Origin of the sequence: Polymorphobacter sp. PAMC 29334 (genome assembly GCF_019431245.1) — a bacterium.
In the GTDB taxonomy this organism is placed as follows: domain Bacteria; phylum Pseudomonadota; class Alphaproteobacteria; order Sphingomonadales; family Sphingomonadaceae; genus Polymorphobacter_B; species Polymorphobacter_B megasporae.
Window position 1 is genome coordinate 1,900,881 of the sequence record NZ_CP080243.1, and the last position, 13,341, is coordinate 1,914,221.

Below are 13,341 nucleotides of genomic sequence, written 5' to 3' on the forward strand. Positions count from 1 at the left end.
GGCGCTTAGCGCTCGGTGATGTTGCCTTTGAAATCGAGTCCGACGGTAACGCTCTTGCCCGCCTTGGTCGCCGGACCGGTCCAGACGCCGTCGGCATCCTTCGTCAGGCTCGACGCCGAATAGCCGGCCTTGGCGAGGCGGTGGATCGCCTGCTTCTCGGTGAACGAGTTGCGGCCCTTGGTCGCCGACGTCGTGGTGTGCGGCGCGCTGTCCTTGATCGCCGGATTGCCGACGTTGTTGGTGGCTTGCGCAAGCGCCGGTCCCGCAGCGAGCGCGACGACGCCGAAGATGATGAAATGACGACGCATTATATCCTCCGTTAGTGGACTGGTTGAACGACACGGTGTGGATTGCGGACGCACCGCTGGCAGAAAATGTTACTGCGCCCGATCGTCGCTGGGGCCGACGATCACGGTCGGGTCGTCGGGCAGCGATTTCGCCTGCAATTCGTAGCGGATCGCCATTTCCAGATGGATGGCGCGCACCCGGTCGTCGGGAGCCTGCCCGGCAAGCGTCCGCGCTTCGCCCGCGCGCCTGGTGAAATATGCTCTTCGATCTTCCGCCACGACGTGCACCCCTTTGCGCGAAACAGACGCCAGCGATGCCGGCGTCTGTTTGCATGATCGACTAGTTGCGCAGCGAACCCCGGCGCACGAGGTTGACGATCCCGAGCAGGATCACCGCGCCGAGGAGCGACACGGCGAACGTGCCGAGCGTCAGCGGCGAGTTGTTGATCTCGCCACGGTCGAGGATCAGGCCGCCGAGGAACGACCCGACGATGCCGACGATGATGTTGACGATCACACCATTATTGTCGTGCATGATCAGGCCGGCGAGCCAGCCGACGACGCCGCCGATGATGAGCCAGACGAGTAGTGATATCATGTTGAGCCTCCAGTTTGCTTGAAGGCGAGATAGGGCTGCGCGGCGAGCGCCCAAAGATGCAGGTTAACCAGTTTGATTAGTGCATTTGCACCATTATCGAATTCTTTTCGGTAATTTTGGGCGCGGTCGACCGCCGCAGCCAACCCGACGACTCGTTACCGCGACGCTGCGTTGTGTGCCAGGCCGCGCTCGCGCGCCCACACGATCGCTGCACCGCGCTTGTTGACCCCGATCTTGCCGTAGATGCGCGCGACGTGATTGCGCACGGTGTTCCGCGACAGGCTGAGGTCAGACGCAATGGCGTCGTCGTCGAGCCCGCGGCAGACGAGCTCGAGGACCTGGCGTTCGCGCTTGGTCAACTCGGTGTCGGTATCGTCCGACAACGTCCGCTTTGGCGCGCGCAACGTCGCCAGCTTTTCGACGACGTTCCGGCTGAACCAGGTCGCGTCCTGCATCACCGCATCAAGCGCGGCGACGAGCTCGAGCTCCGAATGGCGGCGCTCGGTGATATCCTGGAGGACCCACAACACGCACGGATCGTCGCCGACCGAGATCGGCGCGGCCGAGACCAGGCAGTCGAGCAAGGTGCCGTCCTTGGTGCTGACGCGCGCGTCGACGCGGCTCAGCCGTCCGCTCGCCAGCAGGTCGCTTTCGAGGCGGCGGCGGGTCGCGGCGGTGTCCCACAGCGTCAGGTCGCTCGGCGTCTGCCCGATGACGCGGCTTTCGTCGTGTCCGGTCATCTCGTGGAACGCGGCGTTGGCGTTGAGCAGGCGGTGGTCGCGGAGCGAGGCGACGACCATCGCCACCGGCGCAAGCTGGAACGCGCCCGAGAACCGCTCCTCGCTGTGCCGCAGCGCCCGCTCCGCCTGCCGCCGCGGTTCGAGGTCGGCGAAGGTGAACAGCATGCATGGTTCGTCGCGGAGGACGATCGTCTGCCCGGCGATGATGACAAGCTTGACGCTGCCGTCGGGCAGGTCGAGCTCGGCCTCCATCTGCGGAATCGTTTCGCTTTTGGCCAACCGCTGCTTGGCGCTATCGCGGTCGGCGGCGTGCTTGAAGATATCGAACTCGTAAAGCGAGCGCCCGACGATCGCGTCTTCGTTGAACCCCGTCATCTCGAGGAACCCCTGATTGGCGCGGAGGAACCGCAGGTCGCTCAGGCGGCAGATTAGCGCCGGGGCCGGGTTGGCGTTGAACGCCTGCTCGAAATCGCGCTCGGCGACCATCTGCGCGGTATCGTTGCGGATGATCAGCGCAAGGCATTCGGCGTGGCCTTCGCCATCGGTCAGGACGAGGCTACGGATCCGATGCACCCATTCGGGACCGACCTTGCCCGCGCGCGTGACCTCGACGGTCACCCCGTCGAAGGCCTCGCCCGCCATCGCCCGGTCGATCGGATATTTTCCATGCGCCAGCGGAGCATGGCCACGCTTGCTGAGCACATACCGCTTGCGAAAATCGCTGACGCTCGACCCGAGATCGCCAAGCGTTTGCGCGCCGTGCATCGCCAGCGCGGCATCGTTCGCCCACAGGATCGTCTCGTCGGGTGCGAGGAGGACGATGCCCTCGTCGAGGTTCGCGATGATGCTCTGCAGATGATCGAGGCTGGCGGCCTCGCGGAGCCGGGTTATCGCCTTGATGCTGCTTTTGGCCATGCCATCTCCGAGATCGTACGAACCGGAAGTTTGCGGTCCGCAGGGGTCGACCGACTTCCTCGGTCCGTGTCTGCAAGGATATGAACCGCGGTTCAATGATGCTTGTCGGACGACTTGGTCTCGCCGCCGACGATCAGGTCGCGAGAAGACGGCAAATTGCGCGTTTATGCGCTGCGACGACATGCACGATGGGTCGCGGAGCAGCGTCGGGCATTATCCCGCTATGCATCCGATCCGTCCCGAACCCACCCGTCCCGGTCAGGAAAGCGTCTGGGATTTTCCGCGTCCGGCGATCGTCGAGCCCGCTTCGGTGCACATCGTGATCCGGGTCGGAGCGGTGATCGTCGCAGACACCCGCCGCGCGATGCGCACCCTCGAGACCAGCCATCCGCCAAGCTACTATATCCCGCTCGAGGATATCGTGCCGGGCACCTTGGTGCCGGCGGAGGGCTCAAGCTTCTGCGAGTGGAAGGGACACGCCCGATATTTCGACGTGATCGCGGACCGCGAGCGTCGGGAGCGGGCGGCGTGGTCGTACCCCGACCCGACGCCGCCCTTCGCGATATTGCGCGACCATGTCGCCTTCTATGCGGCCGCAATGGACGCCTGCTTCGTCGACGGCGAACAGGTTGTCGCACAGCCCGGTGGTTTCTATGGCGGTTGGATCACTTCGGCGGTCGCGGGGCCGTTCAAGGGCGTGCCTGGAAGCCGGTTCTGGTGACCGAGCAGCTTGTCACGCCTGACGGTCGCTACATCGTCGTGCGTGGCCGGCTGTGGCGGCGTTCCGACCCGAGCCTCTTGAGCGACCGTCATCAGGCGCTGGTCGATGACCTCATGACCGCGCGTCGCGCAGTCGGTCGAGCGCTCCGATCCGACCATGCGGCGCTCTCTGAGGCGCGCGCCGGGGTCGATGCGGCCAAAGTCGCGCTCGGCGAGCGGGGACCTGTTTGGTGGGCGGACGGCGCGCCTGATCTGACCCGCCGCATGGCCCGCAATACCGGCTACGCAGAATGGTACGCCAATGCGGTGCTCGCATCGTGACCGGCTTCGACCTTCTTCCTTCAGGGTCATTCGACAAGGTCGACAGTGGCGACGACCTCGCGTTCTACGCGCCGCCGCGCTTGGTTACCCATATCGACGAGGTTGCGGTCGCGGCCCTGACCGCTTTCTACCGCAAGTTGCTGCCGAATGACGGCCGCATCCTCGACCTGATGTCGAGCTGGATCAGCCACCTTCCCGAGGATCGGCGCTACGCGGTGGTCGGCCACGGCATGAACGCAGCGGAGCTTGCCGCTAACTCGCGCCTGAGCCGCTGGTTCGTACAGGATCTCAATGCCGACCCCGCGTTGCCGCTCAGCGACGGCGCTTTCGAAGCGGCATTATGCTGTGTCGGCGTTCAATATCTCCAGCGTCCTTTCGAGGTCTTCACCGACGTTCGGCGTGTTCTGTCACCTGGCGCCCGGTTCATCGTCAGCTACGCCAATCGCTGCTTCCCGACCAAGGCGGTGGCGATTTGGCGATCGCTCGACATGCGCCAACAGGCGTCGCTCATCAGCCTCTACTTGGAACGCGCCGGTTTCACCGATGTCGAGGCGTCCATCCTTTCTGACGGCTCGCAGGGCGATCCGCTCATCGCGGTCGTGGGTCGCGCCTGAGAATTCGGTACTATGACTGCGGAGCTGATGCACGGCCCCGGCAAGGCTGCACGGGCCAAGGGAGCGCAAGGAAAGGATTGTGCGGGTGTCCGGGCGAAACTTCTAACGCGCGACTACCGACGCGAGTTAATGGCAGGACCATGATGCCGACCTTACCTTCGACGCGCAAAGTAGGGCAGGGCCGGTCGACGCCGGCACGTCGCTAGATGGCGGTCGCTGACCGACCCAGCCGCGGCGGCGTGCCGCCGCCGCCGACCACATGGCGCGAGCGGATGGGCGCGCTGCGGAACCTGCCGCCCTTCCTGGCGATGGTGTGGCGCACCAGCCGCTTGCTCACCGCGACCACGCTTGGCGTGCGGCTGCTGCGCGCGCTGCTGCCGATCGCGACGCTCTTCGTGGGCAAGCTCATCATCGATGAGGTCGTTCACCTCGATCGTCTCGTTACCCGCCCAGCGGACCTCACCGAGTGGCTCCATTCCGGACTACTTGGGCGTCTGGAGGTGTTGCTGCTCGCCGAATTCGTATTGGCGGTCGCGTCCGACCTCCTCGGCCGGCTGGTGTCGCTGATCGACGGCCTGCTCTCCGACCGAGTGAGCAACGATGCCAGCGTCCGTCTCATGGAGCACGCCGCCACGCTCGACCTTGCCGACTTCGAGGACGCGGCGTTTCAGGATCGCATGGATCGCGCGCGGATGCAGGCGAGCGGACGCATGTCGCTGATGGGACAATTATTCGGGCAGGCGCAGGATGTCATCACCGTCGCGAGCTTCGCTGCCGGCCTGGTGGTTTACGCGCCCTGGCTGATGGTGCTGCTCGCCGTCGCCCTCGTGCCGTCATTCCTCGGCGAGGCGCACTTCAACGCACTCAGCTACGCACTCAGCTACATCCGCACGCCGCAGCGGCGCGAACTCGATTACGTCCGTCAGGTCGCGGCGAGCGCGGACACGGCCAAGGAGGTCAAGATCTTCGGCCTCAGCCCGTTCCTGATCGATCGCTATCGCACCATCTCGCGCGACACCTATGCTGCAAGCCGGCGGCTCGCGCTGCGCCGGGCAGTGTGGGGCTCTGGCTTTGCCGCCCTCGGCACCATCGCCTATTACGCCGCATATGCTTACATCGCGTGGCGCGCGGTGACCGGCTCGCTGTCGATCGGCGATCTTACCTTTCTCGCCGCCTCGTTCCTGCGGCTGCGCGGCTTGCTCGAAGGGCTGCTGACGGGCTTTTCGTCGACCGCGGGGCAGGCGCTCTACATCGACGACTTATTCTCGTTTTTCCGGACAGTACCCGGGATCAGCTCGCCCGCGGACGCATTGCCCTTTCCGCATCCCATACGAGAGGGCTTCATCTTCGAGGACGTGGGGTTCCGCTATCCAGGCGCGGACCGCTGGGCGGTGCGTCACCTGTCATTTACCCTGGCGCCGGGCGAAGTCCTTGCGCTGGTTGGTGAAAACGGCGCGGGCAAGACGACGCTCGTGAAGCTGTTGGCCCGTCTTTACGATCCGGTCGAGGGCCGTGTGCTGCTCGACGGGCGAGACTTGCGCGACTACGATCTCGGCGGCTTGCGGGCTGCGATCGGCGTGATCTTCCAGGACTTCGTGCGCTACAATTTGCCCGCCGCCGACAACATCGCGGTGGGCCGGATCGAGGCGCGCGGCGACCGCGAGCGGATCGAGGCCGCCGCCGTCGCCGCGCTGGCAGACGACGTGGTCGCCAAGCTACCCGACGGCTACGATCAGATGATCGGCAAGCGCTTCCGCAACGGCGTCGACCTGTCGGGCGGCGAGTGGCAGAAGATAGCAATCGCCCGCGCATACATGCGCGACGGCGAGGTGCTGATCCTCGACGAGCCCACCGCCGCGCTCGACGCGCGCGCCGAATACGAGGTGTTCCAGCGGTTCCGCGAACTCAGCGCCGGTCGTTCGGCCGTGCTGATCTCGCACCGCTTCTCCAGCGTGCGCATGGCCGACCGCATCCTCGTGCTCAGTGACGGCCGCGTGGAAGCATCGGGCACGCATGCCGCGCTGCTCGCCGCCGGCGGCCGCTATGCCGAGTTGTTCGAGTTGCAGGCGGCTGGTTATCGCTAATCCGCGCGGCGGATCACACCTCGGCCGCTGTCGCCATCCCGGGTGCGCCTGCTAGACAATCCGCTCGAGCAATGTCGTCACGCGACATATGCCTGTCGATCAGAAACCGCTGTCCTACACCCCGCGCGCCTGCATAAATTGCGCTGATGAACGAGTCTCACTTGACCTTTACGTACCGCGCTGCCGCGTTAAACAACCGGAACGGTACAGTGCACGCGAGATGCGAGGGTGACGTGGCGTCAGGTTCGTCAACTTTGTCCAGTTTGCCTGACACTTGCGCGAACCGGAATGGCATAGCGTTCACCGTCGGCGTCCATCTCCGACTCCGGCACGACGTCGACCTCGACCTTGAGCGTCTGGCTCCCCGGGCTGAGGACGATGCCGTCGATCGGGGCGACGTCGGAATAGTCGCGGCCGACGGCGAGGACGATGTGATCCTGCCGGGTCAGCACGGCGTTGGTCGGATCGAAGCCGATCCAGCCGTCGGTTTCGCCGCACCACACCGAGACCCACGCGTGCGTCGCATCGGCGCCGGCGAGGCGCGGCCGGCCGGGCGGCGGGTTGGTTCGCAGATAGCCGCTGACGTACGCTGCCGACAGCCCAAGGCCGTGCAACCCCGAGATCATGATATGCGCGAAATCCTGGCACACGCCGCTGCGCGCTTCGAACGCGAGCGCCGCCGGGGTCGAGACCGTCGTTGTCTCGGGGTCGTATTTGAAGTCGGCGTACATCCGCTCCATCAGGTCAGCGGCAGCGGCAATGACCGGCCGCCCGGGAGAAAAGCTGATCCGGGCATAGTCGGTGATGGCGGTGACAACCGGGGTGCGACGGGTCGGATAGAGATACGCCGCCGGTCCTTCGGTGCCGAGCACACGGGTGCCGAACGCCTGCGCACGCACGGCTTCCCATGGCGCGCTGTTGTCCCGGTCGTGGTCCTTGCCAGCGCCGACGTCGACGCGCGAATGCCCGGTGATGACCAGTTCGCTGTGCGCCTTGTCGATGACGATCGTCTGGGTGCGCTCGCCGAACGGGCCATCCCGCGTCACGATCGTCGATGGTTCCGGCGTCACCGTGACAACGCTGTCGAGCAAGGTCTGCGTCGCGGTGGTCGCCGGCGTCAGGCGGAGCACGCAGCGGGCAAAACCGACAGGCTTTTCATAGACATAGGTCGTCCGGTGGTTGATCGTGTAGATCATCCCATGCTGGCGAGCTTGATCGTCGGCACCGCGCTCGCTCCCTGCAGGAAATAGCGATCGGCGATGGCCCCCGACAATCGCATCAGGGTCCGCTCGAATTCGAGTATCTTCGCGTCGTCGAGATGCACGGCGTCGCTGGTCTCGACCTCGGTCGCGAGCGGCAGCAGGATGCGATCGGGTTCTTCGAGCATGCCGTCGTCGAGCAGCGCGGGCAGCGCGTCGAGATGATCCTTGAGCGCCTCCACCTGGAACGCCAGCGAGCGGGTATTGAAGCTATCGAGCACGACCATGTCGCGCACCGGGACCAGCGCCAATCCCACGAGGTAGCGCGAGCGATAGGTGATCTGGCTGTCGACGAGGTCGAGGAGCAGGTCGAGATCGTCGGTCGTCGACGTCTCGGTCGCGAAGGTCCGCGCCATCCGGCAGGCATTGATGCCGCGTTCGATCCGGCGGCCCATGTCGAGGAACCGCCATCCCGCGACGCGGATCATGTTCTCCTGCGCCAGCCCCGACAGCGCCGCGAGGATCTGCAGCGCGCTCTCGATCTGCTGGAGCGCCTCTGCCTCCGAATTCGGCGTCCGGTCGGTTTCCGCCAACTCGGTCTCGAGGTTGAGCAGCAACGCCCAGAAATCGGCGGACAGACGCTCGCGCATGCTTGCGGCGGTGCGCCGTGCGGCCCGGACCAGATAGATGACCGAGCCATACGCCTTCTGGTCGCGCAGCGTATCGCAGGCCGCTTCGAGCGACCCGCGGCCCAGCGCGGTCTCGTCGAGCGCGCCCCAGTCGATCAGCAATTTCTGCAGGCCGGCCAGCGTCTCACCGCTGGTGTGGGTCGCCGACTCCGATGCCATCAGGCTGGTGCACAAGCTCCGCGCGAGGCGCAGCGTCGCCTCGGCGCGCTCGACGTAGCGACCGAGCCAATACAGATTGTCGGCGGCACGGCTCGGCAAGTGGCCGAGCTTGCGGCGGACGGCGACCTCGTCCTTGGCGGCGAGCAGCGTCACGCGTTCGACCGGCTGGTCGTCGATCACCCAGACATCGGCGGTGCACGCTTCGTCGCCCATCGAGATCGCCCGTGCATCGGTGCGGTCCGACGTCCGGCAGAATCCGCCCGGCATGATCTTGAAGCCATCGGCGGTCCACGCTGCGTAAACGCGGAGGACGAAAGGCGCGGCCTTGAGGAGGTTGTCGCGCAGGACCGGCATCGTCGAGAGGCGGACGACCTCCTGACCGACGAAGTCGCCCGGACGATCGCGGAGGCGCGCGCGCAGATCATCGCGCTCGGCCGACGAGAGATCGGCAAAAAGGCGCGCCTTTGGCGGGCTTCCGTCGCCAACTCCGTTGAACGCCGGACCAATCACCAGCGACTCGAGATTATGGTGGACGCGGTCGGCCTCGGCTGCTTGGCCGCACCACCACGTCGCGATATTGGGCAGCTTGAGCCCTTCGCCGAGGACCTGCCGACACAGCTTGGGCAGGAAGCCGAGCAACGCCTTCGATTCCATCACCCCGGTGCCGGGCATGTTGACCATCGCGACGCCGCCCGCGCGAATTGCTTCGAGAATCCCCGGCGTGCCGAGCCGCGACGCGCCATTGAGTTCGAGCGGGTCGAGGAAGTCGGCGTCGACGCGACGCAGGATGACGTCGGCGCGCTTGAGCCCAGCAATGGTGCGGACATAGACCTTGCCGTCGCGGGCGACGAGATCGGCGCCTTCGACGAGCAGGAAGCCGAGGTAGCGCGCGAGATGCGCCTGTTCAAAATACGTCTCGCTGAATGGCCCCGGCGTCAGCAGGCAGATGCGCGGATCGCTGCGGCTGGCGCTGGCGGCGAGCCCCTGTCGCATGCCGTCGAAAAACGGTGCGAGGCGCTGGACGTTCATTGCGTTATACAGCGCCGGATAGGCGCGCGACAGGACGAGGCGATTCTCGAGCGCATAACCGCCACCCGACGGAGCCTGCGTCCGATCATCGAGGACCCACCAGCGGCCGTCCGGCCCGCGACCGAGATCGGCGGCATAAATCTGCATCTGGCGGCCGCCCGGCGGCCTGACCCCGCGCAGCGCCCGGATGAAGTCGGGGCTGCCGCTCAGCGCGGCGGCAGGCAGCGCGCCGCTGTCGACCAGCCGGCCCGCGCCATAGACGTCCTGCAGGATCATCTCGATGAGGTTGGCGCGCTGCTCGACGCCCTCGGCGATCTGCGCCCATTCGCGATGGCCGAGGATGAGCGGGAGCGGGTTCAGCGGCCAGCTGCGCTCATTTTCCTCGCCGTAGATCCGGTACGACACCCCGGTATCGCGGATATGCCGCGTTGCGAGGGCGAAGCGGTTGCGCGCCTCGTCGTGGTTGTATTCGGCGAACCCGGCGAGGAACCGCAGCCAGTCCGGCCGCGGGCGGCGCATGACGTCGAACAGCTCGTCGGGTACGCCGGGCAGCGTCCGGTAATTCCGCAGCCACGACGACAGCCGCGCCGCCGATGCCGGGTCGAGGTCTTGCGGCTCGCGCGGTGCGATCGACGCTTCAGCGGCCACGGAAGCGTCGAAGGTCGAGCGTCAGCGGAAACTCGGGTGTCGACTTGAGCATCGGCGGTTTGATGATGCCGGGCGTATGACCGTTCTCGTCGAAGCGCGCTTTGCGACGTGCCTGCGCCTCGTAGAAATTGACTGGGAAGGTCTCGTAGTTGCGCCCGCCGGGATGGACGACGTGATAGACGCAGCCGCCGATCGAGCGGTTGTGCGCCCGGTCGATGATGTCGAAGGTCAGCGGCGCGTCGACGTCGTGGGTCGGGTGGAGGCCGCTGCGCAGCTTCCACGCCTTGTAGCGGACCCCGGCGACCGCCTCCATCGAGTTGCCCGTGGCGGTCATCGGCAGCGCCCGGCCGTTGCAGGTGATGACGTGGCGCTCGGGGTTGAAGCCCTCGACGAGCACCTGCAGCCGCTCGACCGAGGAATCGACGAAGCGCACGGTGCCCGAATTCGACCCCTCCTCGCCCATGACGTGCCACGGCTCCAGCGCGTGGCGCAGTTCGAGCGAGACCGGGCCGTACTGGACCCGGCCGTGGACCGGGAAGCGGAACGCGCGTTGTGCCTCGTACCACTGGCTGTCGAAGGCGTAGCCGGCGTTGTTGAGGTCGGCGAGGACCTCCTTGAAATCCTCCCAGACAAAATGCGGCAGCATGAAGCGATCGTGGAGCCCGGTTCCCCAGCGTACCAGCGCGCCGTCCTGCGGTTTGCGCCAGAACCATGCGATCAGCGCGCGGATCAGCAACTGCTGCGACAGGCTCATCCGGGCGTCAGGCGGCATCTCGAAGCTGCGGAACTCGAGCAGCCCGAGGCGGCCGGTCGGGCCGTCGGGCGAGTAGAGTTTGTCGATGCAGATCTCGGTGCGGTGGGTATTGCCGCTGACGTCGGTCAGCAGGTTGCGCAGCAGCCGATCGACGAGCCACGGTGCCGGACGCTTGGCCTTCGGCCCGGGGATCATGTTCAGCGCAATCTCGAGTTCGTACAGCGCGTCGTGGCGCGCCTCATCGATCCGCGGGGCCTGGCTCGTCGGCCCGACGAACATGCCGGCGAACAGATACGACAGCGCCGGATGCCGCTGCCAATAGATCAGCAGGCTTTTCAGCACGTCGGGCCGCCGCAGGAACGGCGAGTCCGCCGGGCTGACGCCGCCAACGACGACATGCGCGCCGCCGCCGGTGCCGGTATGGCGCCCGTCAATCATGAACTTGTCGGCACCGAGGCGAGTGACGCGCGCATCGTCATAGACGCCGTTGGTGATGTCGACCGCCTCGCGCCAGCTCGCGGCGGGCTGGACGTTGACCTCAATCACCCCGGGGTCGGGAGTCACCTTGAGGACGCCCATCCGCAGGTCGGCGGGCGGCGGATAGCCTTCGATGCGGATCGGCAGGCCCTCGGCGGCCGCTGCAAGCTGGGCGATCAGTTCGAGATAATCCTCAAGCCGAGAGATCGGCGGCATGAAGACGTACAGCACTCCGTCGCGCGCCTCGACGTTGATCGCGGTCCGAACTGCTGGCGGTTTGCGCGACGCATGCTTGTGCTTCGCAGCCTTGGGCGCAGCGGCAGGCTCGACCGTGCTGAAATCGGGCAACGTCTTGCGTTCGACATATGGGTCGAGCGGGACGATGTGCGGATAATCCTTGTCGTCGAGCGCCGGCAGTGTGTCGAGCGGGAGTCGCAAACCGAGCGGCGAATCGCCGGGAATGACGAACAGCCCCTCGCGAGTGAACGTCCACGCTTCGCTCAGCCAGCCCTTGCCCTCGGACTTGCCGAACGACCGGCGCAGCGGCAGGACGTATCCAACCGTTTTCGAGAGGCCGCCCTGCATCGCCCGGCGCAGCCGTGCGCGCGCAAGCGGCTCGTCGATCGCCGCCGTGTCGAGGTCGAGATTATCGGGGAGGTCGCCCTCGGTCTTGATGAAGTGCAGCGCGTCTTCGCGCGCCGGAATGACCATCGCCGGATCGACGCCGAGCCGCGTCGCCAGCCGCGTGATCAGCGCCTCGGCATCGGCAGTGGTGACACCCGCCTCGACGCGCAGCGGATCGAGCGTCACTTCGGGCCAGATCGGCAGGCCGTCCTTGCGCCAGTACAACCCGAGTGCCCAGCGCGGCAGCGGTTCGCCGGGGTACCATTTGCCCTGGCCGTAATGCAGCAACCCGCCCGTGCCGAAGCGGTCCTTCAAGCGGTGGAGCAAGGCCTCGGCGATGATCGGCTTGGTCGGTCCCGACGCGTCGATATTCCATTCATCGGCCTCAAAGTCGTCGATGGAAACGAAGGTAGGCTCGCCGCCCATCGTCAGCCGGACATCCTGCTTCTGCAGTTCGGCCTCGACCTGCTCGCCGACCGCGTCGAGCGCGTCCCAGTCGACATCCTCGAACGGGCGCGTGATCCGGATCGGCTCGACCAGCCGCGACACCGTCATCGAGAATTCGAAGTCGTCGGCGGGGCGGCTCGCACCACCGGTGATCGCCGCGGCCGAGCGGTAGTGGGGCGATGCCGCGAGCGGGATGTGGCCCTCGCCGCAAAGCAATCCCGACGTCGCGTCGAAGCCGATCCAGCCTGCACCGGGGATGTAGACCTCGGCCCAGGCGTGCAGGTCGGTGAAGTCGGTGCGGGTCCCCTGCGCCCCCGAAACCGGGTCGATGTCGGCCTTGAGCTGGATCAGATACCCCGAGACGAACCGCGCCGCGAGACCCATCCGGCGGAGCAGCTGGACGAGCAGCCACGCGCTGTCGCGGCACGACCCGAGCGCCAGCGCAAGCGTCTCGTCGGGGGTTTGCACCCCCGCCTCCATCCGCACGGTATATTCGACGGCGCGCGCGATCTGCGCGTTGACGCCGACGACGAAGTCGACCGTGCCCTTGCCGTCGAGGTCGAGGCCGTCGAACATCGCTTCGAGCCGCGGGCCGTCGTCATCGACCGCGAGATACGGCGACAGGTCCTGCGCGAGTTGCTCGGGATAGCTGAACGGCAGCGTCGTCGCGTAGGGCTCGACGAAGAAGTCGAAGGGATTGATCACGACCATTTTGGCGGTCAGGTCGACGACGATGCTGAACTCGGTGGTCGGCTCGGGAAAGACGATGCGCGCGAGCCAGTTGCCGTGCGGGTCCTGCTGCCAGTTGATGAAGTGCGCCGCCGGGGTCACCTTCATCGAGTAACTCGGGATCCGCGTCCTTGTGTGCGGGGCCGGGCGAAGCCGCACCACGTGCGGACCGAGCGTGACCGGTTCGTCGTAGCGGTAGCGGGTGACGTGATTGAGGGCGGCAATGATCGACAGGGCATTTACCGGATTTGGCGAGGGGAGGTCAGCATAGCGGGCACCCCGGTCATCGGCAACGCTCGCCGCGAAG

Annotated in this window: 12 protein-coding genes; 4 read left to right on the forward strand and 8 right to left on the reverse strand. The window is 66.3% G+C overall.

The genetic code is table 11. From position 1 onward, the window contains the following. Positions 1 to 5: 5 nt before the first annotated feature. From KZX46_RS12905 to KZX46_RS12925, 5 genes are all read right to left on the reverse strand, one after another. On the reverse strand, positions 6 to 308 hold the full coding sequence (locus KZX46_RS12905; RefSeq protein ID WP_219774338.1) for a hypothetical protein: 303 nt from the start codon (positions 306 to 308) through the stop codon (positions 6 to 8). Between the two features lie 69 nt (positions 309 to 377). Further along, the gene (locus tag KZX46_RS12910) at positions 378 to 566 is read right to left on the reverse strand and encodes a hypothetical protein (RefSeq protein ID WP_219774339.1); all 189 of its coding nucleotides are present in this window, start codon (positions 564 to 566) and stop codon (positions 378 to 380) included. A gap of 61 nt (positions 567 to 627) precedes the next feature. Beyond that, complete coding sequence (locus tag KZX46_RS12915; RefSeq protein WP_219776993.1) at positions 628 to 882, reverse strand: GlsB/YeaQ/YmgE family stress response membrane protein; 255 nt, start codon at positions 880 to 882, stop codon at positions 628 to 630. Then, positions 882 to 1,028 carry a hypothetical protein gene (locus KZX46_RS12920; protein ID WP_219774340.1) on the reverse strand — a complete coding sequence of 49 codons (147 nt, stop codon included), beginning with the start codon at positions 1,026 to 1,028 and terminating at the stop codon, positions 882 to 884. Before KZX46_RS12920 ends, KZX46_RS12915 begins: the two co-directional genes overlap by 1 nt. A 12-nt stretch (positions 1,029 to 1,040) precedes the next feature. Beyond that, entirely contained in the window at positions 1,041 to 2,540 is a 1,500-nt protein-coding gene (locus KZX46_RS12925; RefSeq protein ID WP_219774341.1) for a PAS domain S-box protein, read from the reverse strand. Between the two features lie 223 nt (positions 2,541 to 2,763). On the opposite strand from KZX46_RS12925, the gene KZX46_RS12930 reads away from it, so the two are divergent. The 4 genes from KZX46_RS12930 to KZX46_RS12945 all read left to right on the forward strand — a co-directional run bounded on the left by KZX46_RS12930 (position 2,764) and on the right by KZX46_RS12945 (position 6,279). Then, positions 2,764 to 3,261 (forward strand): DUF427 domain-containing protein, encoded by a 498-nt coding sequence (locus KZX46_RS12930; RefSeq protein ID WP_219776994.1) that lies wholly within the window; start codon positions 2,764 to 2,766, stop codon positions 3,259 to 3,261. Continuing rightward, the gene (locus tag KZX46_RS12935) at positions 3,258 to 3,581 is read left to right on the forward strand and encodes a hypothetical protein (RefSeq protein WP_226895939.1); all 324 of its coding nucleotides are present in this window, start codon (positions 3,258 to 3,260) and stop codon (positions 3,579 to 3,581) included. Before KZX46_RS12930 ends, KZX46_RS12935 begins: the two co-directional genes overlap by 4 nt. Continuing rightward, positions 3,578 to 4,195, forward strand: coding sequence for a class I SAM-dependent methyltransferase (locus KZX46_RS12940; RefSeq protein ID WP_226895940.1), 618 nt, complete (start codon positions 3,578 to 3,580; stop codon positions 4,193 to 4,195). Before KZX46_RS12935 ends, KZX46_RS12940 begins: the two co-directional genes overlap by 4 nt. 206 nt (positions 4,196 to 4,401) lie before the next feature. Then, positions 4,402 to 6,279, forward strand: coding sequence for an ABC transporter ATP-binding protein (locus KZX46_RS12945; protein WP_226895941.1), 1,878 nt, complete (start codon positions 4,402 to 4,404; stop codon positions 6,277 to 6,279). Between the two features lie 248 nt (positions 6,280 to 6,527). Here the strand turns inward: KZX46_RS12945 and KZX46_RS12950 are convergent, their stop codons facing one another. From KZX46_RS12950 to KZX46_RS12960, 3 genes are read right to left on the reverse strand one after another with little or no spacing between them, the layout of a single operon-like run. Then, on the reverse strand, positions 6,528 to 7,475 hold the full coding sequence (locus KZX46_RS12950) for a transglutaminase family protein (RefSeq protein ID WP_219774343.1): 948 nt from the start codon (positions 7,473 to 7,475) through the stop codon (positions 6,528 to 6,530). Then, on the reverse strand, positions 7,472 to 10,003 hold the full coding sequence (locus tag KZX46_RS12955) for a circularly permuted type 2 ATP-grasp protein (RefSeq protein ID WP_219774344.1): 2,532 nt from the start codon (positions 10,001 to 10,003) through the stop codon (positions 7,472 to 7,474). The genes KZX46_RS12950 and KZX46_RS12955 overlap by 4 nt, the downstream gene beginning before the upstream one ends. Continuing rightward, complete coding sequence (locus KZX46_RS12960) at positions 9,993 to 13,268, reverse strand: DUF2126 domain-containing protein (protein WP_219776996.1); 3,276 nt, start codon at positions 13,266 to 13,268, stop codon at positions 9,993 to 9,995. Before KZX46_RS12960 ends, KZX46_RS12955 begins: the two co-directional genes overlap by 11 nt. Positions 13,269 to 13,341 lie beyond the last annotated feature (73 nt).

Bases quoted from the DNA above. Each gene is read 5' to 3' on its own strand.
- KZX46_RS12905 (WP_219774338.1), bottom strand. From the start codon at position 308: ATGCGTCGTCATTTCATCATCTTCGGCGTCGTCGCGCTCGCTGCGGGA.
- KZX46_RS12925 (WP_219774341.1), bottom strand. From the start codon at position 2,540: ATGGCCAAAAGCAGCATCAAGGCGATAACCCGGCTCCGCGAGGCCGCC.
- KZX46_RS12930 (WP_219776994.1), top strand. From the start codon at position 2,764: ATGCATCCGATCCGTCCCGAACCCACCCGTCCCGGTCAGGAAAGCGTC.
- KZX46_RS12945 (WP_226895941.1), top strand. From the start codon at position 4,402: ATGGCGGTCGCTGACCGACCCAGCCGCGGCGGCGTGCCGCCGCCGCCG.
- KZX46_RS12950 (WP_219774343.1), bottom strand. From the start codon at position 7,475: ATGATCTACACGATCAACCACCGGACGACCTATGTCTATGAAAAGCCT.